Consider the following 24,617-nt stretch of genomic DNA (forward strand, 5'->3'; position numbering starts at 1 on the left):
ACCCAGAACCGGACTGGAGGCCCGTGGCGGCCCCGCCACGTGCCTCCCGTCCGACACGAAAGGACACCATGACCGACCAGCCCACGTGGGAACTCTCCGGTTTCGGCGACGAGATCGACGCGGACCCCGTCGTCCAGGTCGCGGTCCTGCAGGCGCTCGGCGCGAGCGCCATCGAGGTCCGCAGCGCCTGGGGCGTGAACGTCGTCGACCTCGACGAGGACCAGCTCGCCGGACTGCACCGCCTGCTCGAGGAGCGCGGACAGACCGTGTCCGCCATCGCCTCACCGATCGGCAAGGTCTCCGTCGACGAGCCCGTCGAGCACGAGGTCGGACGGCTCGGCCGCGCGATCGCCGCCGCGCACGCCCTCGGCACCACGAACATCCGGATCTTCTCGTTCTACTTCGAAGGCCGGCAGCCCGAGGACGTCCGCGACGACGTCCTCGTCCGGATGCGCGCCCTGGCCGACCTCGCCGAGCGCGAGGGCGTGACCCTGCTGCACGAGAACGAGAAGGACATCTACGGCGACGTCCCCGCGCGCGTGCTCGACCTCGTCGAGAGCGTCGGGTCCCCGGCACTCCGCCTGGCCTGGGACAACGCGAACTACGTGCAGTGCGGCGTCAAGCCGTTCACCGACGGGTGGGCGCAGCTCGCGCCCTACGTCGACTACCTGCAGGTCAAGGACGCGCTCGCCGCCGACTCGTCGGTGGTCCCCGCCGGCGAGGGCGACGGCGAGCTGCTCCAGACCCTCACCGCGCTGCGCGACGCCGGGTACTCCGGCTACGCCTCGCTCGAGCCGCACCTCAGCGACTTCACCTCCCTCGGCGGGTTCTCCGGCCCCGCGGCCTTCGGTCGCGCCGGTCGTGCCCTCCGCACCCTCACCGACCAGATCGGAGTCACCCTGCGATGACCACCCCACTGAAGTTGGCAGTCGTCGGCGCCGGCGTCATCGGACGCCACCACGCCAAGGTCGCCGTCCACCACCCGGACCTGCAGGTCGTCGCCCTCGTCGACGCGATCCCCGCGGCCGCCACGAGCGCCGCCGACGAGATCGAGGCGATGGGCGTCACCCGCCCCATCACGACGTCCATCATCGAGGAGGCGATCGAGCAGACCGACATCGACGTCGTCGCGATCTGCTCGCCGTCCGGCATGCACGTGCAGCTCGCCGAGGCCGCCCTGGCCGCCGGCAAGCACGTCGTCATCGAGAAGCCCCTCGACACCACGATGCCCCGCGCCCGGCAGATCGCCGCGCTCGCCGCGGCGGCCCGCGACCGTGGCCTGGTCACGAGCGTCATCAGCCAGCACCGGTTCGACCCGGCCTCGGCCGCCGTCGCCTCGGCCGCCCACGACGGCGGGTTCGGCACCGTGACCTCGGGCCTGGCGAGCGTGGCCTGGTACCGGTCGCAGGGCTACTACGACTCCGGCGACTGGCGCGGCACCTGGGCGCTCGACGGCGGCGGCGCGGTCATGAACCAGGGCGTGCACACCGTCGACCTGCTCGTCTGGGCGCTCGGCCGTCCGGTCGAGATCTCGGCGCAGACCGGGCTGCTCGCGCACGACCGCATCGAGGTCGAGGACACCGCCGTCGCCACCGTCCGGTTCGCCGGCGGCGCGCTCGGCGTCATCCACTGCACGACCGCCGCGTACCCGGGGCTCTCCGCCCGCTACGCCGTGTACGGCACCCACGGGTCCGCGATCGTCGACGACGACCGCCTGGCCTACTTCCACATCGCACCCGACGCCGCCACCCTCGAGTCCGCGTCGACCACCGCGAACGCGTCGGCGGTCGCGGGCGCCGTCGACCAGAAGGACGACGTCGTCCCGCCGGAGCACGTCGTCGGCGGCCCCGCCGAGCCCGACCACTTCGCCGCCGGCCACGGTCGGCAGTACACCGACATCGTCGCCGCGATCCGCGAGGGCCGCGAGCCCGGCGTGACCGTCGACGCGGCCCTCGTGTCGCTCGCCACCGTCCGCGGGCTCTACGTCAGCGCGACGCTCGGGCAGCCCGTCCGGATCGACGACGTGATCAACGGGAAGTACGACGACGTGGTGCCCGTGGTGGGCGCTGCAGCAACGTCCGACACCGCGACCGAAGGAGCCACCCGATGAAGTTCTCCGTGTTCACCGCGTCCACCCCCGACTGGACCCCGTCGCAGGCCGCTTCGACGCTGGCCGACCAGGGCTGGGACGGCGTCGAGTGGCGCATCGTCGACGACCGCCCCGCGGACGGCACCGTCGTGCCCGCCGGTCGCTCGTTCTGGGCCGGCAACGCCTCGACGTGGCAGTTCACCGGCATCCAGGACCAGGTCGGCGAGATCGCCCGGATCACCGACGCCGCCGGCCTCGAGTACTCGGGCATCGGCGGGTACCAGCAGGCGTCGGACCACGAGGGCGTCGAGACGATGCTCCGCGTCACGAGCGAGCTCGGCGCCCGGCAGGTGCGGGTCTCGATGCCGGTGTACCGGCAGGAGAAGGAACGCACCGGCGAGACGTACGGGCAGATCTTCGACCGCACCCGCGCCGACCTCGAGTGGGCGGTGACCCGGGCGACCGAGCTCGGCGTCAAGGCGCTCGTCGAGCTCCACCACATGACCATCACCCCCTCGGCCTCGGCGGCGCTGCGACTCGTCGACGGCCTCGACCCGGAGCACGTCGGGGTCATCCACGACCTCGGCAACCTGGTCATCGAGGGGTACGAGGACCACCTCGCCGCCTTCGAGCTCCTCGGCCCCTACCTCGCCCACGCCCACGTGAAGAACGCACGCTGGGTCGACACCGGCGACACCCGGGCCGACGGCAGCACGATCTGGCAGCACGAGTGGGCACCGTTGCGCACCGGCCAGGCGTCCGTCTCCGAGTACCTCGAAGCCCTCCGCCAAGTCGGCTACGACGGCTGGGTCACCATCGAGGACTTCTCCACCGACCTGCCGCTCGAGGCCCGCACCGCCGACAACCTGGCGTACCTGCGGTCCCTCGTACCGGTGTCGGCATGACCGACCGCCGACCGGGCATCGTCCACCTGGGGGTGGGTGCGTTCGCGCGCGCCCACCTCGCCTGGTACACGGCCCACACCACGGGGGAGCCGTGGGGCATCACCGCCTTCACCGGCCGCTCGCCCGCGGCGGCCGACGCGTTGGCCGCGCAGGACTGCCGGTACACGCTGGTCACCCGCGCCGCGTCCGGCGACGACGCCGAGGTGGTCGACACGATCGTGGCCGCCCACCCGGGCAGCGACGACACGGCCTGGAGGCACGTGGTCGCGTCGCCGGCGACGACCATCGTCACGCTGACGGTCACCGAGCAGGGCTACCGGTCCGGGTCCGACGTCCCGGCCCGGTTGGTCGCGGGGCTCGACGCCCGTCGGACGGCCGGCGGCGGGCGCATCGCGCTGGTCAGCCTCGACAACCTGACGCACAACGGCGCGGTGCTGCGCGAAGCCGTGCTGGGTGCCACCACGGACCCCGACCTGCGCGCGTGGATCGAGGCGAACGTCGCGTTCCCGTCGTCGATGGTGGACCGGATCACTCCCGCGACCACCGACGCCGACGTCGCGGGCCTCGCCGCCCTGCCGGGAGCGCTCGCCGGGGACCGGGTGCCGGTGGTCACCGAGCCGTTCGCGGAGTGGGTGCTCGAGGACCACTTCGACGGCATCGACCGGCCCGCGTGGGAGACCGCCGGCGTGCGCATCGTCGACGACGTCACCCCGTACGAGCAGCGGAAGCTCTGGCTGCTGAACGGCTCGCACTCGCTGCTCGCGTACCTCGGGCTCCAGCGCGGGCACGAGACCGTCGCCGCGGCGATGGACGACCCGGTGTGCCGGGCCGCCGTCGAGCAGCTGTGGGACGAGGCCGCCCGCGAACTGCCGCTGCCCGCCGACGAGGTCGCCGCCGCCCGCGCCGCCCTGGTGGACCGGTTCGCGAACCCCCGCATCCGGCACACCCTGCGGCAGATCGCCTCCGGCGGGTCGCAGAAGCTGCCCGTCCGGGTCGTCGACGTCGTGCGGCACCGGCTCGAGCGCGACCCGTCCGCGGGCATCGGGCCCGGCGCCGCGACGGCGATCGCAGCGTGGTGGCTCCACGTCACGACGCAGCCGGACCTCGTGGACGACGACGGAGCCCCCGGGGCAGACTCGGACGTGCACGACGTGCTGCGCGGCATCGCCCCCGACCTCGACACCACCGCCGTGGTCGACGCGATCACCGCGGCGGCCGACGACATCCGGGCGGCGAGCACCGCCGCACGCACCACCAGCAGCACCGACGAAGGAGTCCACGCATGACCGACACCACCACGAACCCCGCGGCCCCGGTGCCGGGCGCCGCCGACACCGGCGCGGCGACCGGGCAGACCTCCGGGCGTCCGGACACGTGGGCGTCGGCCGACCGCGGCCAGCTCATCGAGCGCGCCGAGGTCATCGTCACCAGCCCGAACCGGAACTTCGTGACGCTGAAGATCACGACCGCCGACGGCGTCACCGGCCTCGGCGACGCGACGTTGAACGGCCGCGAGCTCGGCGTCGCCGCCTACCTGTCCGAGCACGTCGTGCCGCTGCTGATCGGCCGCGACGCCAGCCGCATCGAGGACGCCTGGCAGTTCCTCTACCGCTCGTCGTACTGGCGCCGCGGCCCCGTCACGATGGCCGCCATCGCATCCGTCGACATGGCGCTCTGGGACATCAAGGCCAAGGTCGCCGGCATGCCGCTGTACCAGCTGCTCGGCGGGGCCTCGCGCACCGGGCTGATGGCGTACGGGCACGCCTCGGGCAAGGAACTCCCCGAACTGTTCGACTCGATCCGCGAACACCAGGAGGAGGGCTACCGCTCGATCCGCGTGCAGACCGGCGTCCCGGGCCTCGAGAGCATCTACGGCATCGCGTCGAACAAGACCACCGAGGGCAACGAGGGCGTCCGGTACGACTTCGAGCCGGCGCAGCGCGGCGCCTTCCCCGCCATGGAGGACTGGGACACCCGCGCCTACCTGCGCCACGTGCCCACCGTGTTCGAAGCCGTGCGCAACGAGTTCGGACCCGAACTGCCGCTGCTGCACGACGGCCACCACCGGATGACCCCGCTGCAGGCCGCGAAGCTCGGCAAGTCCCTCGAGCCGTACGACCTGTTCTGGCTCGAGGACTGCACCCCGGCCGAGAACCAGGAAGCCCTGAAGCTCGTCCGGCAGCACACCACCACACCGCTCGCGATCGGCGAGGTCTTCAACACCATCTGGGACTTCAAGGACATCATCCGCGACCAGCTCATCGACTACGTCCGCGGGGCCGTCACGCACATGGGTGGCATCTCCCCGCTCCGGAAGACGATGGACTACGCCGCGATGTACCAGATCAAGTCCGGGTTCCACGGGCCGACCGACATCTCGCCCGTCGGCCTCGCCGCGCAGATGCACCTCGGGATGGCGATCCACAACTTCGGCATCCAGGAGTACATGCAGCACGGGCCGCAGACGAACCAGGTGTTCCAGCAGACCTTCACCTTCACGGACGGCTACCTGCACCCCGGTGACGAGCCCGGCCTCGGGGTCAGCCTCGACGTCGACGAGGCCGGCAAGTACCCGTACGAGCAGGCCTACCTGCCGTTCAACCGCCTGGCCGACGGCACCGTCCACGACTGGTAGCGGGCAAGCTGGGGGCATGGAGTTCGCGGACGTCGCCAGGGAGCTGCTGCTCGTCGCGCCGGGGGACTTCGTCGCCGAGCGCACGGCCCGCCAGCGTGCGGTGCGGAAGGACGACCGCGACCTGGCGGCGGCGATCGGGAAGCTCCGGAAGCCCGCACCGGCAGCGTGGGTCGTGGACCTGCTCGCGCACGACGGCGCCCTCGACGACGCGGTCGACCTCGGGCCAGCCCTCCGCAAGGCCCAGGCCGACGCCGACCCCGGTGAGATCCGGACGCTCCGACAGCAACGCTCCGAGGTGATCGAGGCCCTGGCGCAGGCCGGGGCCGACCTCGCCTCGGACGCCGGACACCCCGCGACGTCGGCCGTGCTCGACCAGGTGCGCGCGACGATCGAGGCCGCGATGGCCGACCCGCACGCCGGAGCCGCCGTGCGCTCGGGGCTGCTCGTGACGCCGTTGGAGAGCGTGGGGTTCGACGCGGTCGACCTGGACGGGGCGCTCGCGGACCCGGACGCGGTGCCGGACGCCTGGTCCGGCAGCGATGCCCCGCCCATCCCGATCACCCGGGCGAGGGGCGCGCGGAAGGCGAGCCGTGCCTCCCGGTCGACGGAGACCGCACCACCGGACCGACCGGAGCCGGACGCCGAGCCGGAGCCGGAGCGTGACCCGGCCGCCGACCGGAAGGCCGCGCGCCAGGCGGAGACCGCCGCCCGGAGCGAGTCGCGGGACGCCGATGCGGCGCTCGACGCCGCGGAGGCGGACCTCGAGGCGGCCGAGGAACGCCGGGCCGACCTGCAGCGCGAACTCGACCGGGCGGCCGCGGAGACCGAGGCCCTCGAACGTGCTCGTGACGCCGCCGAGGCCGCGAGCAACGACGCCCGCGAGCTGCTGGCGGCCGCGCAGGAGCACCGGCGCAGCCTCGGTCGCTGACTCCAGTACGCCGGGAACGCCCTCCGCGCTCGCTCCGCTGCCCGGATCGTTACACAACAGTTGTCGTTCTTGACGGGGAGCGTTGGAGCGGTCTAATCTCGGGCACCATGCTTCGGGCCGGCGATGGTCCGTCGGGAGCCGCCTCCGCATCAGCACGGGGCGCCCCGGGTACAGGACTCGCATCATCGCCGACGCCCCGATCGCCCGCAGCCACTGCGCGGGTGGTCGGGAGCGTGGCGCGCGGCGCACCCCGGAGACATGCCGCGATGCCGGGTCGAGCACTCCGGGGCCCCTCCAGGAGAGACGACACATGTCGGAACCCCGCACCGAACGCACCACGACCCTGACTCCGCCGAACGGCGTCGCGACCGCACCACCTGGCTCCACGCCACCGGCACACGCCGTCGGGCGCGAGGGCCTCATCGCCCGCCTCGGCATCCCGCACCCACTGCGGTGGGGCTTCCTCGGCGTCCTCGTCTTCATGACGGGCGACGGCATCGAGTCGAACTTCATCGCGCCGCACATCGCCGCGGCGCTCGGCTCCGGCGGCACGGACAGTGCAGCGATGGTCATCGGCATCTACGGCGTCGCCGTCCTGGTGGCCTCGTACTTCGCCGGTGTGCTCTCCGAGCTGTGGGGGCCCCGCCGCGTCATGACGATCGGCGCCGTCCTGTGGGTGGTGTTCCAGGTCGCGTTCCTCGCGGCACTGCCCACCGGGTCGGTCGGTCTCATCGCCCTGACGTACTTCCTGCGCGGACTCGGGTTCCCGCTGTTCGCCTTCTCGTTCCTCTGCTGGGTGAACCACACCGTCGCACGTGAGCGGAACGCCACCGCCGTCGGCTGGTTCTACGTCGTCTTCACCGGTGGCCTGCCGACGCTCGGCTCGCTCATCGCGATCGGCAGCATCCCCGCGTTCGGCGGCGGCCACACGGGGGAGACGTGGTCGATGGCCCTGTCGCTCGTGCTGGTCGTGGCCGGCTGGGTGATCGTCCGGTTCGGTGTCCACGAGCAGACCGGACTCGGCCGCATCGCCCCGCGCTCGCACTCCGCCGCACGGGTCATCGCCAGCGGCATCGAGGTCTGCATCACGCGCCCGAAGGTCCTGCTCACCGTCCTGATCCGGCTCGTGAACACGGCGCCCGAGTTCGGCATGTTCGTGATCATGCCGGCGATCATCGGCACCGAGCTCGGGTGGGGGCAGTCGAAGTGGCTGACGATGACGGTGATCGTCTACGCCGGCAACATCCTGTTCAACGCCTTCTTCGGCGCCCTCGGCGACCGCATCGGCTGGATCCGCACCGTCAAGTGGTTCGGCATCGGCGCCTCGGCCATCGGGCTGCTGGCCTGGTGGTACGTCCCGCACCTGGTGCCCGCCGGTTCCGAGTGGGGCTTCTGGCTCGCGACCGCCGCGGGGACGGTCTTCGGCATCATGCTCGCCGGGTTCACGCCGATGGGTGCGATCGTCCCCGCCTTCGCCGGCGAGGAGCGCCGCGGCGCCGCGATGGCCATGTACGCGACGGCGGCCGGTGGTGCGACCTTCCTCGGCAACGCCGTGGTCAGCGCCGTCCTGCCGTGGGGCGGGCCCGGTGGGGTGGTCTGGACGTTCGTCGGCCTCTACGTCCTCGCCTTCGTGGTGCTCTCGTTCCTCAGAGTGCCGAAGGAAGCGGTGGCCGCCGGGCACTGAGGCACGACACGCCCGGCGGGTGCTGGTAGAGTCGGTGATTGACTTCGGCGAGGGCCGCGACAGCGGCCGTGATCGACGCGGTGGGAGACCCGGCCCAGCAGGGAACGTTCCTCACGCGTGCACGCGTTCGAGTTGCAACACCACAGACCCCCACGATGCCGGACCGCCGGTGTCGACCCCCGAGACCAGGAGGCACCATGGCCGACTACACGAAGCTCGCAGCGGACGTCCGCACCAAGTTCGGCAAGGGTGCAGCGCGCAAGCTCCGCGCCGCCGACAAGATCCCCGCGGTCGTCTACGGCCACGGCACCGAGCCGAAGCACATCTCGCTGCCCGGTCACGAGACCATGCTGCTCGTCCGTACCGCCAACGCGGTCGTCGACCTCGACATCGAGGGTGCGGCCCAGCTCGCCCTCGTCAAGGACGTCCAGCGTGACCCGGTGCGCCAGATCATCGAGCACATCGACCTCGTGGTCCTGCGCCGCGGCGAGAAGGTCACGGTCGACGTGCCCGTCGTCATCGAGGGCGAGTCCTTCTCCGGCACGATCCACGTGCAGGACCTGAACACCGTCTCCCTCCTGGTCCTCGCGACCGACATCCCGGAGCACGTCGTCGTCGACGTCGAGGGCCTCGAGGACGGCAAGCAGATCGTCGCGTCCGAGCTGACCCTCCCCGAGGGTGCCGAGCTCGAGACCGACCCCGAGGCACTCGTCGTGCAGATCGTCACCCCGCGTGGCACCGCCGACGACGACGCTGCGGACGAGGCCTCGGCCGAGGCCGGCGCCGAAGCCGGTGCCGAGGGCGGCTCCGAGCCCGTCTCCGAGTAACACCCCTTCGAAGGCATCTGGTCGACGCTGTGGCGGATCGAACACTGGTCGTGGTCGGACTCGGGAACCCCGGGCCCGACTACGCCGGTAACCGCCACAACGTCGGCCAGATGGTCCTCGACGAACTCGCGTCCCGCATGGGCGCGACGTTCAAGAAGCACAAGACGCCGAACCAGGTCGCCGAAGGGCGCCTGGTGCCCGGCGGCCCGCGGTTCGTGCTGGCGAAGCCCGGCTCGTTCATGAACACGTCGGGCGGCCCGGTGTCCTCGGTGCTCGGGTTCTACAGCGCCACCCCGGCCGACCTGGTCGTCGTGCACGACGAGCTCGACCTGCCGTTCGACACCGTCCGGCTCAAGGGCAGCGGTGGGCACGGCGGCCACAACGGCCTCCGCGACATCATCAAGGCGACCGGTACGAACGAGTTCTCGCGCGTGCGGGTCGGCATCGGTCGCCCGCCCGGCCGTCAGGACCCGGCCGACTACGTGCTGCGTGACTTCTCCGCAGCCGAGAAGAAGTCGCTGCCGATCCTGCTGGCCGACGCCGCGGACGCGGTCGAGGCGATCGCCGAGCTCGGGCTCGTCGCCGCGCAGCAGCGCGTGCACGCGCCGTCCTGACGGCACCGGCCGATCCGGCCGTGTTCGCCCGTCGCGCACGACGCGGGCGGTGTCGGTGGGGGCCGGTACCATCTCCTGAGTGACGATCTCGGGCATCATCCCTGCGCTCTCGCGCGCCTCCGCGTTCGATCGCGTGCTCCGTGCCGCGCCTCGTGACGCCGACTTCTCGGTCGTCGACGGCCTGCGGGTCCCGCTGCTCGGGGCGCTGGTAGCCGAACGGAACGGCCCGCAGTGCGTGCTCGTCATCACGGCGACCGGGCGTGAGGCCGAAGCCGTCCGCGACGCCCTCGGCAGTTACGTCCCCGACGCCGACGTCCTCGAGTTCCCGGCGTGGGAGACCCTGCCGCACGAGCGCCTCAGCCCGAGTGCGCAGACCGTCGGCACCCGGATCGCGACCCTGCGCCGACTCGCGTCGTGGTCCGCCGCCGACGTCGCCGACCGCCGCACCACCATCGTCGTGGCGAGCGTCCGTGCCGCCCTGCAGCCGATCGCGGCCAACCTGACCTCGCTCGCACCCGTCCTGCTCCGGACCGACTCGCGCGGCAACGACCTGGCCGCGATCGCCGCGAAGCTCGTCGACATGGCGTACGCCCGCGTCGACCTCGTCACCCGGCGCGGTGAGTTCGCCGTGCGCGGCGGCATCCTCGACGTCTTCCCGCCCACGGCCGACCACCCGGTCCGCGTCGACTTCTTCGGCGACGAGATCGAGGCGATCAAGGCGTTCTCGGTCGCCGACCAGCGCACCACCGAGGACGACCTCGGCTCGGTCGAGCTCACCGCCTCGCGCGAACTCCTGCTCAGCGACGACGTCCGGCAGCGGGCGCGCGAGATGCTCCACGAGTTCCCCAACCTGTCGCAGATGTTGGCGAAGATCGCCGAGGGGATCCCGGTCGAGGGCATGGAGTCCCTCGCCCCGGCGCTCGTGCAGGACCTCGTGCCGATGACCTCGTACCTGCCCGAGACCGCCACCATCGCGGTGTTCTCGCCCGAGCGGGTGAACGGCCGCGCCAACAGCCTGGCCGAGACGAACACCGAGTTCCTGCAGGCCGCCTGGAGCGCCGCGGTCGCCGGGGCGCAGGCACCCATCGACCTCGACGCCGGCAACTTCCTGACGGTGCAGCAGCTCAAGAACACCCGTGGGCAGCGCACCTGGTGGACGGTGTCGCCGTTCGACTCCGGGCTCGACGAAGGCGACACCGCGCGCGTGCTGACCGACGCCGAGGCGGCAGCCGAGGCGGGGGAGTACATCCGCGTCCGCGCCGAGGCGGTGCCGAGCTTCGCGGGCAGTGCCGACGGCGCGATCGCGCACGTCAAGGCGCTCACCGATGACGGGTGGGCGGTCGTGGTGACCGCCCAGGGCCAGGGGCTGGTCGAACGGGCGGTGCAGGTCCTCGCCGACGCCGGGGTCGCAGCCCGTGCCGAAGCCCTGCCCGCGCCTCCCGAGCCGGGTGTCGCCATCGTCACGACCGCCACCGTCGAGCACGGCTTCGCCATCCCGGATCCGCGCATCGTGGTCCTCAGCGAGGCGGAGTTCTACGGTCGGAGCGTCCAGCAGGGCGCGCGCACCGTCAAGAAGCTGGCGAGCCGCCGCAAGAACGTGGTCGACCCGCTGCAGCTCAAGCCGGGCGACGTGGTCGTGCACGCGACGCACGGCATCGGCAAGTTCGTCGAGCTCGTCAGCCGCGAGGTCTCCAGCGGCGGCCGCAACGCGGTGAAGACGCAGCGCGAGTACCTCGTGCTCGAGTACGCGCCGTCGAAGCGGAACTACCCGGGCGACAAGCTCTTCGTGCCGACCGACCAGCTCGACCAGCTGTCGCGGTACGTCGGCGGCGAGTCCCCGAGCCTGTCGAAGATGGGCGGCTCGGACTGGTCCGCCGCCAAGTCGAAGGCCCGCAAGGCCGTCCGTGACATCGCGGTCGACCTGGTCAAGCTGTACTCGGCGCGGATGGCGTCGAAGGGGCACGCGTTCGGGCCGGACACCCCGTGGCAGCGCGAGCTGGAAGAGGCGTTCCCGTTCGCCGAGACCGCCGACCAGCTCACCACCATCGACGAGATCAAGCGGGACATGGAGCGGCCGATCCCGATGGACCGCCTGCTGTCCGGCGACGTCGGCTACGGCAAGACCGAGGTCGCGATCCGCGCCGCGTTCAAGGCGGTGCAGGACGGCAAGCAGGTCGTCATGCTCGTGCCGACGACGCTGCTCGTCCGCCAGCACATGGAGACGTTCCAGGAGCGCTTCGCCGGGTTCCCCGTGCACCTGCGCGCCCTGAGCCGGTTCCAGTCCGAGAAGGAGTCCAAGGAGACCATCGCCGGGCTCGCCGACGGGACCGTCGACATCGTCATCGCGACCCACCGGATCCTGTCGCAGGGCATCACCTTCAAGGACGTCGGCCTCGTCATCATCGACGAGGAACAGCGGTTCGGCGTCGAGCACAAGGACCAGCTCAAGAAGTTCAAGACGAACGTCGACGTCCTGGCGATGTCGGCGACCCCGATCCCGCGGTCGCTCGAGATGGCCGTCACCGGCATCCGCGAGATGTCGACCCTGGCCACCCCACCAGAGGACCGCCACCCCATCCTGACCTTCGTCGGGCCGCAGTCCGACCTGCAGGTGGCCGCCGCGATCCGCCGCGAACTCCTGCGCGAGGGCCAGGTGTTCTACGTGCACAACCGCGTGAAGGACATCCAGGGCGTCGCCGCGCACCTGGCCGAGATCGTGCCGGACGCCCGCATCGCCGTGGCGCACGGGCAGATGTCCGAGAGCACCCTCGAGCAGGTCATGGTCGACTTCTGGGAGCGTCGGTTCGACGTCCTCGTGTCGACGACGATCATCGAGACCGGGCTCGACATCGCGAACGCGAACACGCTCATCATCGACAAGGCCGACAAGTACGGGCTGTCCCAGCTCCACCAGCTGCGCGGTCGTGTCGGCCGTGGGCGGGAGCGCGGGTACGCGTACTTCCTGTACGACTCCGAGAAGCCCCTGTCCGAGACCGCGCAGGACCGCCTCGAGACGATCGCGGCGAACAACGAGCTCGGCGCGGGCATGCAGGTCGCCATGAAGGACCTCGAGATCCGTGGTGCCGGCAACCTGCTCGGTGGCGAGCAGTCCGGGCACATCGCGGGCGTCGGGTTCGACCTGTACCTCCGGATGATCGGCGAGGCGGTCTCGCAGTTCCGCGGCGACGTGGCCGAGGGGCAGACCGAGCTGCGGCTCGAGATCCCGGTCGACGCGCACATCCCCGAGGACTACGTCGAGTCCGAGCGGCTCCGGCTCGAGGCTTACCAGAAGCTGTCCGCGGCCTCGGCCCCGACGGCGCAGCAGGACGCCATCGACATGGTGCTCGACGAGCTCACCGACCGGTACGGGCAGCCACCGCAGGCCGTGCAGACGCTGGTCGAGGTCTCCCGGCTCCGTCGCATGGCGCAGCAGGTCGGCCTGTCCGACGTGGTCGTCATGGGGTCGAACCTGCGCGTCGCGGGCAAGGAGCTCGCCGACTCGTCGCAGGTGCGGCTCAAGCGGATGTTCGCGGGCGCGAAGTGGTTCCCGCAGCAGAACGCGGCGAGCATCCCGATGCCGCGGCCGCACGACCAGGCGCTGCCGGACGACGCCCTGATCCGGTGGGTCGAGAGCATCCTGACCGCGGTCTACGGCGCGACGACGCCGGCGGAGGCGCCGGCCGCGTAAGGGGCGGCGATCTTCGACCCGGAACGACGTTCTCGATGTCTTACGACAACGAGAACGTCGTTCCGGGTCGAACCGCGCCAGGGCCCGCGGCCCGCTACTCGGTGTCCTCGGCCTCGGACAGCTCGCGGCGCGCACGGTACGCCCGCGCCCGCAGCGTGACGACGACCGCCGACGCGACGATGGCGATGCCGGACCCGACGAGCACGGCGAGGACGCCCTCGTCGAGGACCTCCTCGTTGCGGGCGAACGCCAGCTCGTTCATGAGCAGGGAGACCGTGAACCCGATCCCGCCGAGCACCCCGACGGTGATGATCGAGAAGAACGACAACGAGGACCGCCCCGGTGACCGGAAGAGCCGCGTGGCGACGACGCCGAACAGCGTGATGCCGATGACCTTGCCGACCGGCAGCGCGATGACGACCGCCCAGAACGTGGGGGAGAGCTCGCTGATGCCGACCGAGGGGATGACGACCGCGGCCGAGACGAACGCGAACACCGGCAGCACGATCGCGTTCGACCACGGCTCGACGTGCTCGTGCAGGGTGTGGCCCGGTCGGCGGGGCAGCACGAGGCCGAGCGCGACGCCGGCGATGGTGGCGTGCACGCCGGAGTGGTAGACGAGCCACCAGGTGACGAGTCCGACCAGGACCATCGCCACGATCAGGAGTGTCTGGCCACTGCGCCCCGGTCGGAGCATCCGGCCGAGCACCCAGAACACGGCCAGTGCGACGACCGCACCGCCGAGGGCCGCGAAGTCGGTGTCGTGCGCGAACACGACGGCGATGATGATGATCGCGATGAGGTCGTCGAGCACCGCGAGTGCGAGCAGGAACACGCGGATGCCGCTCGGCAGCCCACGACCGAACATCGCCAGGACACCGAGGGCGAACGCGATGTCCGTCGCCGTCGGGATCGGCCAGCCGTGCGTGTACGGGGTACCCGCGGTCACCAGCAGGAACACCCCGGCCGGGACGAGCACGCCGCCGACCGCCGCGATGGCCGGCACGATCGCGGTCTTCGGGTTCGACAGCTCACCGTCGACGAGCTCCTGCTTCAGCTCGATCGCGACGAGCAGGAAGAAGACCGCGAGCAGGCCGTCGCTGACCCAGTGCGCGATCGACAGGTCGAGGCCGACGGCGCCCAGCGGCGGGTGCGCGTCGAGCAGGCGTTCGAGGCCGGGGCCGACGGGCGAGTTCGCGACGACCAGGCCGAGCACGGCGGCGGTCAGGAGCGCGATGGCGCTGAAGCGGGGGGAGCGGACGAGGGACGACATGGATCTCCGTCTCGAGGGGTCGGGTGAGTGTCCGTCGACCAGACTTCCCGACACACCACGACCAGCATACGTGGGTGAGACGATGGCGCGATGACCGCCGTACCGGACCTCGTCACCGTCGTCGACCGCCTGCTCGCCGAGGACGGGGGCTGCGTCTGGAACCGTGCGCAGACCCACGCCACGCTCGCGCGGTACGCGGTCGAGGAGTCCTACGAACTGGTCGACGCCATCGACGACGGCGACCCCGACGACGTCCGCGAGGAGCTCGGCGACGTCCTGTACCAGGTCGTCCTGCACGCCGGGATCGCCGAACGCGCGGGGGAGTTCACCCTCGAGGACGTCGCCGCCGGGGTCCGCGACAAGATGGTCCGTCGGCACCCGCACGTGTTCGGCGACGAGACCGCGGACACCGTCGACGACGTCGTCCGGGTGTGGCGCGCGGCGAAGGCGGCCGAGAAGTCGGCCCGGAGGAGTGTGCTGGACGGGGTCCCGCGCGCGATGCCGCCGCTGGAACGGGCCGTCAAGCTGCTGGAGCGCCTGGACGAGCACGGTGCGGCCGACGCGGCCGTCGCGTCCGTCGTGGCCGCCGACCGGGAGGCCCGTGACCCGTCCGCCAAGGCCGCTGCGGCATCCGGAACGGAGACCGCTCGGGCATCGGTCGGGTCCCCGGCGCCGGCCGACGGTGCGGGGGTCGTGGACCCCACGTGGGGGATCGCGATGCTCGAGGAGGTCGCGAGGGCGGTGCGCGACGGCATCGACCCGGTCGCGAGTCTCCGAGCCGCGGTCGCTGCGCTCGAGGACGCCGGCCGGGCCGCGGAGTGAGGGTGCGGGGAGCCGCAGCGTGCGTGCGCGGGAGCCGCAGCGTGCGTGCACCCGAAAAGAGAAGGGCGCCCTCCTAACCCGAAAAAGGAGGGCGCCCGTGAGCGGGTGGGCACACCCCCAGGGAGAGATGTGCACGCAGAACCCGCTCGAGTCGCGGGGCACACTGCAGCACGGTGCCCACGCGATCGGTCCGGAGAGTGGATCAGGCACGCTCCGAACCGAGGTACTGAATGCAGTATGCCAGTAGAACGCATGCCGCGCAACCCGGTGATGCGCATCTGCCAGACTTGACGCCATGGCGACGACCGTGACGGCACCCCGTGGCATGCGTGACTTCCTCCCCGCGGACAAGGCCCGACGCGAGCACGTGCTCGGTGTCGTCCGCGACGTCTACTCCCGGCACGGGTTCGACGAGATCGAGACCCCGGTGGTCGAGGACGCCGCGCGCCTGCACTCCGGGCTCGGCGGTGACAACGAGAAGCTGGCGTTCGCGGTCATGAAGCGCGGGCTCAGCACCGAGGACCTGCAGACGGCCCAGGCCCCGCTCGACCTCGCCGACCTCGGTCTCCGCTTCGACCTGACCGTGCCGCTCGCCCGGTTCTACGCCTCGCACCGTGCCGAGCTGCCGTCGGTGTTCCGATCGGTGCAGATCGCGCCGGTCTGGCGCGCCGAGCGCCCGCAGAAGGGGCGCTACCGCCAGTTCGTCCAGTGCGACATCGACATCCTCGGGGAGCCCGGGCAGCTGGCCGAGATCGAGCTCATCCGCGCCACGACCGCCGCCCTCGACGCACTCGGCGTGACCGGCACCACGATCCGCATCAACGACCGGCGGATCCTGCTGACCCTGCTGGCGTCGTGGGGCATCGCCGACCCGGCGGCCGCCGACCGCGCGCTCATCACGATCGACAAGCTCGACAAGATCGGCCCGGACGGCGTCGCCGCCGAACTCCGCAGCACCGTCGGGCAGGAGCTGCCGGGGCTCGAGGACACGATCCGCGCGCTCGAGGCCGCGGACTGGACCTCGGTCGAGGGCGCCGCGTGGCTCGACGCCGAGGCGTTCGCCGACCTGTTGCGCCTGCGCGAGGCCCTGCCCGGGGTCGACCTCCGCTTCGACCCGACGCTCGTGCGCGGGATGGGCTACTACACCGGCACGATCTTCGAGGTCGCGCACCCCGACTTCGGCTACAGCCTGGGCGGTGGCGGTCGGTACGACGGCATGATCGGCCGCTTCCTCGGCCAGGACGTCCCCGCGGTCGGCTTCTCGCTGGGCTTCGAGCGCCTGGTCGACCTCGTGACACTCCCGGAGTCCGCGGAGTCCGACGCCGTGGTGCTCGTCTACGACAAGGACGTCGACCCCGTCCGGCTCGCGGCCCTGAAGACCGAGGCGCTCGGGTCGCACCGACGCGTACGGCTCGAACGGCGCACCAAGAACACGAAGAACCTGCTCGCCGGTCTGGCCGCACAGGGGTTCTCCGCCTTCGCCACCGTCGGCGCCGACACGACGTCGCTCGAGGGCGTGGAGTTCCGCCCGCTCGACTGAGTCGTCCACACCGGGCGTCACGGTCCACGTCGTGTTCACCTCGGCTCGCTAGGATCGGTCCCGCAAACACCACAACCAATGTGTAGGGAGTACCCCGTGGCCCTGATCGATGCCGTAGGCGCACGCGAAGTCCTCGATTCCCGAGGCAACCCGACGGTCGAGGTCGAGGTCCTCCTCGACGACGGCGTCGTGTCCCGCGCGCTCGTCCCCTCCGGTGCCTCCACCGGTGCGTTCGAGGCGTACGAACTCCGCGACGGCGATGCCTCGCGCTACGGCGGCAAGGGCGTGCTCAAGGCCGTCGACGCCGTCCTCGACGAGATCGGCCCGGCGCTCGAGGGCTTCGACGCCACCGACCAGCGCCTCGTCGACGCCGCGCTCATCGAGCTCGACGGAACCGAGAACAAGTCCCGCCTCGGCGCGAACTCGATCCTCGGTGCCTCGCTCGCCGTGGCCCGTGCCGCTGCCGACTCGGCCGACCTGCCGCTGTTCCGCTACCTCGGCGGCCCGAACGCGCACACGCTGCCCGTCCCGCTGATGAACGTCGTCAACGGTGGTGCCCACGCGGACACCAACGTCGACATCCAGGAGTTCTTCCTCGTGCCCTACGGCGCCGAGTCGTTCTCCGAGGCGCTCCGGTGGGGCGTCGAGACCTACCACGCCCTCAAGGGCGAGCTGAAGAAGCAGGGCCTCGCGACCGGCCTCGGCGACGAGGGCGGCTTCGCGCCGGAGCTCGCATCGAACCGTGCAGCGCTCGACTTCCTGCTGACCGCGATCGAGAAGGCCGGCTACACCCCGGGCAAGGACATCGCCGTCGGCCTCGACGTCGCGTCCACCGAGTTCTTCCACGACGGCAAGTACTCGTTCGAGGGCAAGCAGCTCTCGAGCCAGGAGTTCACCGCGTACTTCGCCGACCTCGTCGCGAACTACCCGCTCGTCACCATCGAGGACCCGCTGGCCGAGGACGACTGGGAGGGCTGGTCGCACCTGACCGCCGAGCTCGGCGACAAGGTCCAGATCGTCGGCGACGACCTGTTCGTCACCAACCCGAAGCGTCTGCAGCGGGGCATCGACGGGAAGGCCGCGAACTCGATCCTGGTGAAGGTCAACCAGATCGGCACGCTCACCGAGACCCTCGACGCGGTGTCGCTCGCGCACCGCCACGGCCTCACCTCGATCCTGTCGCACCGCTCGGGTGAGACCGAGGACACCACGATCGCGGACATCGCGGTCGCGGTCGACGGTGGTCAGATCAAGACCGGCGCACCGGCCCGTTCGGACCGCGTCGCCAAGTACAACCAGCTCCTCCGCATCGAGGAAGAGCTCGGCGACGCCGCGGTGTACGCCGGTCGCTCGGCCTTCCCGCGCGCCGCGTCGCTGTAGCCAGCCGCTCAGCAGTCCCTGCACCACCGAGACGCCGTCCTCCTCCGAGAGGACGGCGTCTCGTCGTGTGTGGACGTCGGCGAGACGCTGAGAGGGCGCCGAACGGCCGCGTGCCGAGCGCGCCCACCACGTCGGTCGGGTTATCGTCGGACCGTGCCCAACCAGAAGCCCCGCGTCCGCCGCGTCCCCGTGGCGATGCCCGACGGCAGCACGTCGGCGCAGCCCTGGTACCGCTCGATCCACTTCTCCGGCTTCAGCCTGCTCATGCTCGCGATCATCGTGCTCTTCGTCGTGGTGCTCGCGCCGTCGCTCCGCACGCTCATCCAGCAGCAGGAGCAGATCGCCCAGCAGCAGCGCGAGGTGGCGAGCCAGAAGGCCGACGTCACGCAGAAGAAGAAGGACGTCGCCCGCTGGGACGACCCCGCCTACATCGAAGCGCAGGCACGCGACCGCCTGCTCTACGTGTACCCGGGCGAGGAGAGCTACCTCGTGATGGGCGCCGAGAACCGCACGACCGAGACCGTGCCGACGACGGATTCCGGCACGCCGGTCAGCACCAAGGTCCAGACGCCGAAGGTGGACTGGGTGCAGGCGATGCTCTCCTCGGTGCTGCAGTCCGGGCTCACCGACGAGACCGCGGCCGACCTCGTGGCCCCGGACGTCTCGGGCACCGGCGAGAGCAAGTAGCGCCGAGCGCCCGGCACCCGTCCGGCACGACGGTGCGCGGGGCACCGGGTCTCCGGTAGGCTCACGTTCCCGTGACGACCCCTCCCTTCGACCCGCCCTCCGACCGCGACGTCCAGGTCGTGTCGGCGCAGCTCGGCCGACCGGCACGCGACGTCATCGGGATCGCGGCACGGTGCGTCTGTGGCAACCCCACGGTCGTCTCCACGAAGCCCCGACTGTCGAACGGCACCCCGTTCCCGACGTTCTACTACCTGTGCCACCCCGCGGCCACCGCCGCGGTCAGCACCCTCGAGGCCAATCAGGTGATGCCGGAGCTGGCAGCACTGCTCGAGGACGACACCACTGCGGCCGCGTACCTCGCGGCCCACGAGTCCTACCTGGCCGATCGCGAGTCGATCGAGCACGTCGACGAGATCGTCGGCATCAGCGCCGGTGGCATGCCCACCCGTGTGAAGTGCCTGCACGCCCTCGTCGGTCACGCCCTCGCCGCCGGACCCGGCGTCAACCCCATCGGCGACCTCGCGCTCGAGCGCGCGGACTGGTCGCCCTCCCGGTGTGAGTGCCGGGCGTATGATGACGGTGCAGACGCTGGAGTCGGGGCGGGTGGCGGCGAAGTCTGACTCGACTCCGAAACCCCCATCCAAGGAGATCATCCCCCGTGCCCAAGATCCTCGTCGTCGGCGGCGGTTACGCCGGTTTCTACACCGCATGGAAGCTCGAGAAGCACCTTCGCCAGGGCGAAGCCGAGGTCGTCATGGTGGACCCGCTGCCGTACATGACGTACCAGCCGTTCCTGCCCGAGGTCGCCGCCGGTTCGATCGAGCCGCGTCACGCGGTCGTCTCGCACCGCCGTCACCTCAAGAACACCCGCGTCGTCACCGCGAAGGTCACCAAGGTCGACCACGCGACGAAGACCGCCACGATCACCCCGGCCGAGGGCGAGGCGTGGGAGGAGTCCTACGACCAGATCGTCATGACCGCCGGTGCGGTGTCCCGCACGTTCCCGATCCCGGGTGTCGCGGACGAGGCCATCGGCCTCAAGACGATCGAGGAAGCCGCGGCGATCCGCGACAAGATCCTCACGAACTTCCACAAGGCGGCGAACCTGCCGGCCGGTCCCGAGCGTGACCGCCTGCTGACCGTCGTCGTCGTCGGTGGTGGCTTCGCCGGCATCGAGGTCTTCGCCGAGCTCCGCTCCTTCGTCACCGACCTGCTGAAGAGCTACCCGCAGCTGTCCTTCGACGAGACCCGCTTCCACCTGGTCGAGGCGATGGGCCGCATCATGCCCGAGGTCTCGCTCGAGACCTCGCACTGGGTGCTCAAGAACCTGGCGCAGCGCGGTGCGAACGTGCACCTCGAGACCCAGCTGGCCTCGGCCGTCGGTGGCGTCTGCGAGCTCAAGACGAGTGACGGCGCCATCGAGAAGATCGAGTCCGACCTCATCATCTGGACCGCCGGTGTCATGGCGAACCCGATGGTCAAGGGCACCGACTTCCCGCTCGAGCAGCGCGGACGCATCCGCGTGCAGCCCGACCTGCGCGTCGTCGACGACAACGGCGTGATCGCGGACGCATGGGCCTGCGGTGACGTCGCGGCCGTGCCGGACCTCACCGGTGGTGGCGTCGGCGGCTTCTGCGTGCCGAACGCCCAGCACGCCGTCCGTCAGGCGAAGCAGCTCGCGAAGAACCTGGTCGCGACCATCCGTGGCGAGGCCACGACCGACTACAAGCACGAGAACCTCGGCGCCGTCGCGGGTCTCGGTCTCGGCATCGGAGTGTTCCAGTCCGGCAAGTTCGCCATGAAGGGCTTCCTGGCGTGGGGCGCGCACCGCGGCTACCACGGCATGGCGATGCCGTCGTGGGAGCGCAAGTGGCGCGTCATCGGCGACTGGGTCGGTGGCTTCTTCCTCGGTCGCGACATCGCGTCGCTCGACGACCGTGAGACCCCGCGCGCTGCGTTCGAGGCGTTCGCGTCCCGTCCGAAGCCCGCCGCCGAGGCACCCGCTGCCCCGGTCGAGGCCGCGAAGCCCACGACCGCTCCGGAGGAGGGCAAGCCCGCCGGTGCCGCCGGCCCGGCGTACGGCGAGCCCGCCGAGGACGTCTCGAACGAGGCCGAGCCCGTGAAGGCCCCGGCCGACGCCAAGTAGTCCCGGCAACAGCACGCCAGAGGCGGTCACCCTTCGGGGTGGCCGCCTCTCGTCGTCGAGGGCATCGGTAGGCTGTTGCGGCCCGCCCCCGTGGCCCAATCGGTAGAGGCACGCGACTTAAAATCGCTGAGTTGTGGGTTCGAGTCCCACCGGGGGTACCACGCGACTCGCCCAGCGCGTCGCTGCCAGTACGATCGCCTGCGTGGTCGGACTCGGAAGCGCACTCGCGAACCTGCAGAACGCCCTCCGTCGGCCCGAGGCCCACGTCGAGGTCGTCGACGGCGAGACCGTCCCCGTCGGCATGCTCCTCGGTACGCTGGGTGCGCTGCTGCTCGATGCGGGCAGCTCCGTCACCGACGTCCGCTCGGCGCTCGAGAAGGCCCGCGACGCCGCCGGCGTCGGACCGACCCTGGCGATCGGGGTCCTGCCCGCGCTCGTGATGGTGAGCGAGGTCTCGACCGGTGCGGCGACCATCGTGAACGCCGAGGGCGTCGAGCTGTCGTCGCGGCAGGCCGCACGCGCGAACCGGGTCGTGCTCGGGCTGGAGAGCGGTTCCATCGCCCTCGCCGAGATCCCCGCGCGGGTCCGGGCCATCCGCGCAGGTACCGTCCCGCCGCCCGCACTGCCCTGGATCCTCGGCAACGCGCTGACCTCCGCCGGGCTCGCCGTCGTCTTCCGGTGCCCGTGGTGGGCGATCCTGCTCGCGCTCCTGGTCGGTGCGCTCGTCGGCGTCATCGGCCTGCTGCTCCGCCGGTTCCGCGAGGCCGTGGCGATCATCCCGTTCCTGGCCGCCTTCGCGTCGACCGCCATCGTCGGGCTCGTCGCCGCCACCACCGGGTTCGAGCAGGTCCCGCTCTTCGCCGTGTGTGCGCCGGTGGCGGTCTTCGTCCCCGGCGCCCTCATCACCAACGCGCTGCTCGAGCTCACCGCGGCCGACATCGTCACCGGGTCCTCGCGGCTCGTCCAGGGGCTCATCATGCTCGGGTTCATGGCCGCGGGCATCGCCTCGGGCAGCGCACTGACCGGGCTGCACGTCGACCCGTCCTCGGCGGCGCTCGTCGGCGAGGTCGCCGGCGTCGGCACGGACCTGGCGGGGTGGGAGTCCGTCCCGTCCTACTGGGTGTCGTGGGTCGCCGTGGTGGTCCTGGCGGTCGGACTCGGCCTGGTGTTCCGGTCGGGCTGGCGGCTGACGCTCGTCTCGGTGGCGGTCATGGTCACCGCCTACGCCCTGGTGAGCGGGACGACGCCGGTGTGGGGGAGCGTCGTCGCGACGGGGGCGACGGCCGCTCTGCTGTTCGTCGCGACGCGGTTGCTCGAGCGGCTCGTGCCGGCGATCCCCGCGACGGTGTCGTTCTTCCCGGCGTTCCTGCTGCTCGTGCCGGGGACGGTCGGCCTGGTGGCGGTGGCGACGTTCGACCCCGAGTCCCTCGCGACACCCCTGGCGACCTTCGTCAGCCTGTGCATCGGGACCAAGATCGGCGGGCTGCTGCCGGGCCTGTTCGCCCGGAACGCGCCGAGCCGCGGGGTGGACGCGACCGCCTGACGGCCTGGAGGCGCGGGGCGGGGCCGCCACGGGCCTCCCGTCCGACGCCGCGCACCTGCAGAGCCCGCTACGGCTCGATCAGCCGGCCCGCCGCCTGGTCCTCCGCTGCCGTCGCCTTCGCGAGGTAGTGCACCTTCTTGCCCGTGGCGTTGTACGGCAGCTCGTCGACGAACCGGTACCGCCGCGGCCGCTTGTAGCGGGCGAGCCCGGGGTGCGAGCCCGTCCACTCCTCGAGTTCGGCAGCGGCGGCGTCGTCGTCGTCCGGAAGTCGTCCCGCGGCACGGACCACGTACGCCGTGACGACCTCGCCCCAGCGGTCGTCCGGGATCCCGACGACGATCGAGTCGGCGACGCCCGGGTGCTCCTGCAGCGCGGCCTCGACCTGCACTGGGTGCACGTTCTCGCCGCCGGAGATGATCATGTCGTCCTTGCGGCCGACGATCGTCACCCGTTCGTGCTCGTCCCACGTCGCGAGGTCTCCGGGGTAGAACCAGCCGTTCGCGAACTTCTCGGCCTCGAGCCCCGGGTTGCGGTACGAGTAGCCGGACTTGACGGTCCGGACCGCGAACTCGCCGATCTCGGATCCGTCCTTCGGCACGGTGTCGGTCGGGTCGGCCAGGCGGTCCTCGTAGACCCGCACCACGGCGACGTCGTCGTCCGTCGACGCACGTCCGGTGGAACCGGCGCCGTCGGGGAAGTCCTCGGGACGCAGGAACGTGTTCCAGAAGGTCTCGGTCGTGCCGTACCCGTTGAAGATCCGCGGGGACAGGAGCTCCTGGTAGCGGAGTGCGGCGGCGCGGTCGAGCGGTGCGCCCATCGTGACGATGCCGTGCAACGACGACAGGTCGCGGGGACGCGCCTCCTGCGCGTCCGCGAGCTGCACCAGGTTCGGGGGTGCGCCGATCAGGAACGTCAGCCGCTCGGACTCGACCAGGTCGAGCACCCGCTCGGCGTCGAAGTGGCGCAGGGTCGTGAGCTCGGCACCGACGTAGAACACCGGGTTCGGGCCGCCCGAGTACAGGCCGCCCCGGTGGAACAGCGGCGACATGTTGAGGGTCTTGTCGAACGGGCTGAGCGGGAAGTGCATCACGACGTCGTGGGCGCTGAGCACCTCGACCAGGCTCGGCAGGGGCACCGGCTTCGGTCGTCCCGTGGTGCCGGAGGTGTAGAGCCGAGTGGTCTCGTCGTAGGCGCTGCGGGGCTCGGTGGCCGAGAGCTCGGCGGGTGTGACCGGGTCGGCGGCGAGGAGGGCGGTGAACGCGACGCGCGCACCGCGTGCGGGCTGGTCGTCGTGCGCGTCGTGCGTGTGTTGGTCGTCGCGTGCGGCCTGGTCGTCGCCACCGACGACGACCAGGTGGTCGGGACGGTGCGGCGAGGTCTCGAGCGCGCGGGCGATCTCGGCGGTGCGGCTGGCGTCGTGCACCAGCACCACCGGTGCGGAGTCCTCGATGATGAAGGCGACCTCGTCCGGCGCGAGCCGGAAGTTCGTGGGGGAGAACACCGCACCGATGCGGTGGCACGCCAGGTAGAGCATCGCGAACTCGGGGGAGTTGAACAGTTCGACCATCACGACCGAACCGCGGCCGGCGCCGTGCCGGACGAGCCACCCGCCGATGCGGTCGACGGCGTCGCCGAGCTCCGCGTACGTCCACGACCGACCCGTGTCCGGCTCGCGCAGCGCAGGGCGGCCCGCGAAGCGGTGGGTGTTCCGCGCGAAGCCGTTCGCGTACGTGAAGCTGCCCTCGAACACCTCACGGAAGCGCGTCGGGTCGTAGTCGGATCGGGTCTCGGTCATCATCGCTCCCTGGGGCGGTCGAGCGGCGCGTCACGCACCGTTCGTCACTGTATCCGCCGCG

The 24,617-nt window shown here is 71.4% G+C and carries 19 protein-coding genes and 1 tRNA gene; 18 read left to right on the forward strand and 2 right to left on the reverse strand.

Going from position 1 to position 24,617, the window contains the following annotated elements:
• Window positions 1-68: 68 nt before the first annotated feature.
• The 10 genes from ACGH48_RS04565 (at window position 69) to mfd (ending at window position 13,370) form a co-directional block, all read left to right on the forward strand.
• Window positions 69-908, forward strand: a complete 840-nt coding sequence (locus ACGH48_RS04565) for a sugar phosphate isomerase/epimerase (protein ID WP_123313254.1) — start codon at window positions 69-71, stop codon at window positions 906-908.
• The gene (locus ACGH48_RS04570) at window positions 905-2,110 is read left to right on the forward strand and encodes a Gfo/Idh/MocA family protein (RefSeq protein ID WP_396290356.1); all 1,206 of its coding nucleotides are present in this window, start codon (window positions 905-907) and stop codon (window positions 2,108-2,110) included. Before ACGH48_RS04565 ends, ACGH48_RS04570 begins: the two co-directional genes overlap by 4 nt.
• On the forward strand, window positions 2,107-2,994 hold the full coding sequence (locus tag ACGH48_RS04575; RefSeq protein WP_396290357.1) for a sugar phosphate isomerase/epimerase family protein: 888 nt from the start codon (window positions 2,107-2,109) through the stop codon (window positions 2,992-2,994). Before ACGH48_RS04570 ends, ACGH48_RS04575 begins: the two co-directional genes overlap by 4 nt.
• Window positions 2,991-4,280 carry a mannitol dehydrogenase family protein gene (locus ACGH48_RS04580; protein ID WP_396290358.1) on the forward strand — a complete coding sequence of 430 codons (1,290 nt, stop codon included), beginning with the start codon at window positions 2,991-2,993 and terminating at the stop codon, window positions 4,278-4,280. The genes ACGH48_RS04575 and ACGH48_RS04580 overlap by 4 nt, the downstream gene beginning before the upstream one ends.
• The gene (gene manD / locus ACGH48_RS04585; RefSeq protein WP_396290359.1) at window positions 4,277-5,629 is read left to right on the forward strand and encodes a D-mannonate dehydratase ManD; all 1,353 of its coding nucleotides are present in this window, start codon (window positions 4,277-4,279) and stop codon (window positions 5,627-5,629) included. The genes ACGH48_RS04580 and manD overlap by 4 nt, the downstream gene beginning before the upstream one ends.
• Window positions 5,630-5,645: 16 nt before the next feature.
• Complete coding sequence (locus tag ACGH48_RS04590; RefSeq protein WP_396290360.1) at window positions 5,646-6,557, forward strand: hypothetical protein; 912 nt, start codon at window positions 5,646-5,648, stop codon at window positions 6,555-6,557.
• Between the two features lie 310 nt (window positions 6,558-6,867).
• Window positions 6,868-8,241 carry an RbtT/DalT/CsbX family MFS transporter gene (locus ACGH48_RS04595; protein WP_396290361.1) on the forward strand — a complete coding sequence of 458 codons (1,374 nt, stop codon included), beginning with the start codon at window positions 6,868-6,870 and terminating at the stop codon, window positions 8,239-8,241.
• A 197-nt stretch (window positions 8,242-8,438) separates the two neighbouring features.
• Entirely contained in the window at window positions 8,439-9,068 is a 630-nt protein-coding gene (locus ACGH48_RS04600; RefSeq protein ID WP_123313260.1) for a 50S ribosomal protein L25/general stress protein Ctc, read from the forward strand.
• Between the two features lie 29 nt (window positions 9,069-9,097).
• Entirely contained in the window at window positions 9,098-9,682 is a 585-nt protein-coding gene (pth, locus tag ACGH48_RS04605; protein WP_222659848.1) for an aminoacyl-tRNA hydrolase, read from the forward strand.
• 79 nt (window positions 9,683-9,761) lie between these two features.
• Window positions 9,762-13,370, forward strand: a complete 3,609-nt coding sequence (gene mfd / locus ACGH48_RS04610; protein ID WP_340197281.1) for a transcription-repair coupling factor — start codon at window positions 9,762-9,764, stop codon at window positions 13,368-13,370.
• 94 nt (window positions 13,371-13,464) lie between these two features.
• Here mfd and nhaA read toward each other — a convergent pair whose 3' ends face one another.
• Complete coding sequence (gene nhaA, locus ACGH48_RS04615; protein ID WP_123313263.1) at window positions 13,465-14,643, reverse strand: Na+/H+ antiporter NhaA; 1,179 nt, start codon at window positions 14,641-14,643, stop codon at window positions 13,465-13,467.
• A 90-nt stretch (window positions 14,644-14,733) separates the two neighbouring features.
• On the opposite strand from nhaA, the gene ACGH48_RS04620 reads away from it, so the two are divergent.
• The 8 genes from ACGH48_RS04620 to ACGH48_RS04655 all read left to right on the forward strand — a co-directional run bounded on the left by ACGH48_RS04620 (window position 14,734) and on the right by ACGH48_RS04655 (window position 22,761).
• A complete protein-coding gene (locus ACGH48_RS04620) occupies window positions 14,734-15,465 on the forward strand; it encodes a MazG family protein (protein ID WP_396290362.1) in 732 nt (243 codons plus the stop codon).
• Between the two features lie 295 nt (window positions 15,466-15,760).
• The gene (gene hisS / locus ACGH48_RS04625; RefSeq protein WP_396290363.1) at window positions 15,761-17,005 is read left to right on the forward strand and encodes a histidine--tRNA ligase; all 1,245 of its coding nucleotides are present in this window, start codon (window positions 15,761-15,763) and stop codon (window positions 17,003-17,005) included.
• Window positions 17,006-17,101: 96 nt separating this feature from the next.
• Entirely contained in the window at window positions 17,102-18,385 is a 1,284-nt protein-coding gene (eno, locus tag ACGH48_RS04630) for a phosphopyruvate hydratase (RefSeq protein ID WP_396290364.1), read from the forward strand.
• 153 nt (window positions 18,386-18,538) lie between these two features.
• Window positions 18,539-19,072: a septum formation initiator family protein gene (locus ACGH48_RS04635; RefSeq protein ID WP_396290365.1), complete on the forward strand. Its 534-nt coding sequence runs from the start codon at window positions 18,539-18,541 to the stop codon at window positions 19,070-19,072.
• 71 nt (window positions 19,073-19,143) lie between these two features.
• A complete protein-coding gene (locus ACGH48_RS04640) occupies window positions 19,144-19,692 on the forward strand; it encodes a DUF501 domain-containing protein (protein WP_111084823.1) in 549 nt (182 codons plus the stop codon).
• Window positions 19,693-19,730: 38 nt separating this feature from the next.
• A complete protein-coding gene (locus ACGH48_RS04645; RefSeq protein WP_123313268.1) occupies window positions 19,731-21,218 on the forward strand; it encodes an NAD(P)/FAD-dependent oxidoreductase in 1,488 nt (495 codons plus the stop codon).
• Window positions 21,219-21,302: 84 nt separating this feature from the next.
• Window positions 21,303-21,379, forward strand: a tRNA-Leu gene (locus ACGH48_RS04650).
• A gap of 41 nt (window positions 21,380-21,420) precedes the next feature.
• Window positions 21,421-22,761, forward strand: a complete 1,341-nt coding sequence (locus ACGH48_RS04655; RefSeq protein ID WP_123313269.1) for a threonine/serine exporter family protein — start codon at window positions 21,421-21,423, stop codon at window positions 22,759-22,761.
• 67 nt (window positions 22,762-22,828) lie between these two features.
• Here the strand turns inward: ACGH48_RS04655 and ACGH48_RS04660 are convergent, their stop codons facing one another.
• Window positions 22,829-24,556, reverse strand: a complete 1,728-nt coding sequence (locus ACGH48_RS04660; protein WP_396290366.1) for a class I adenylate-forming enzyme family protein — start codon at window positions 24,554-24,556, stop codon at window positions 22,829-22,831.
• Window positions 24,557-24,617: the final 61 nt, after the last annotated feature.

Origin of the sequence: Curtobacterium pomorum (assembly GCF_044497295.1) — a bacterium.
Classification (GTDB): domain Bacteria; phylum Actinomycetota; class Actinomycetes; order Actinomycetales; family Microbacteriaceae; genus Curtobacterium.

Bases quoted from the DNA above. Each gene is read 5' to 3' on its own strand.
- ACGH48_RS04580 (WP_396290358.1), top strand. From the start codon at position 2,991: ATGACCGACCGCCGACCGGGCATCGTCCACCTGGGGGTGGGTGCGTTC.
- ACGH48_RS04590 (WP_396290360.1), top strand. From the start codon at position 5,646: ATGGAGTTCGCGGACGTCGCCAGGGAGCTGCTGCTCGTCGCGCCGGGG.
- ACGH48_RS04660 (WP_396290366.1), bottom strand. From the start codon at position 24,556: ATGACCGAGACCCGATCCGACTACGACCCGACGCGCTTCCGTGAGGTG.
- ACGH48_RS04575 (WP_396290357.1), top strand. From the start codon at position 2,107: ATGAAGTTCTCCGTGTTCACCGCGTCCACCCCCGACTGGACCCCGTCG.
- ACGH48_RS04570 (WP_396290356.1), top strand. From the start codon at position 905: ATGACCACCCCACTGAAGTTGGCAGTCGTCGGCGCCGGCGTCATCGGA.
- ACGH48_RS04600 (WP_123313260.1), top strand. From the start codon at position 8,439: ATGGCCGACTACACGAAGCTCGCAGCGGACGTCCGCACCAAGTTCGGC.
- ACGH48_RS04595 (WP_396290361.1), top strand. From the start codon at position 6,868: ATGTCGGAACCCCGCACCGAACGCACCACGACCCTGACTCCGCCGAAC.
- nhaA (WP_123313263.1), bottom strand. From the start codon at position 14,643: ATGTCGTCCCTCGTCCGCTCCCCCCGCTTCAGCGCCATCGCGCTCCTG.
- ACGH48_RS04620 (WP_396290362.1), top strand. From the start codon at position 14,734: ATGACCGCCGTACCGGACCTCGTCACCGTCGTCGACCGCCTGCTCGCC.
- hisS (WP_396290363.1), top strand. From the start codon at position 15,761: ATGGCGACGACCGTGACGGCACCCCGTGGCATGCGTGACTTCCTCCCC.
- manD (WP_396290359.1), top strand. From the start codon at position 4,277: ATGACCGACACCACCACGAACCCCGCGGCCCCGGTGCCGGGCGCCGCC.
- ACGH48_RS04565 (WP_123313254.1), top strand. From the start codon at position 69: ATGACCGACCAGCCCACGTGGGAACTCTCCGGTTTCGGCGACGAGATC.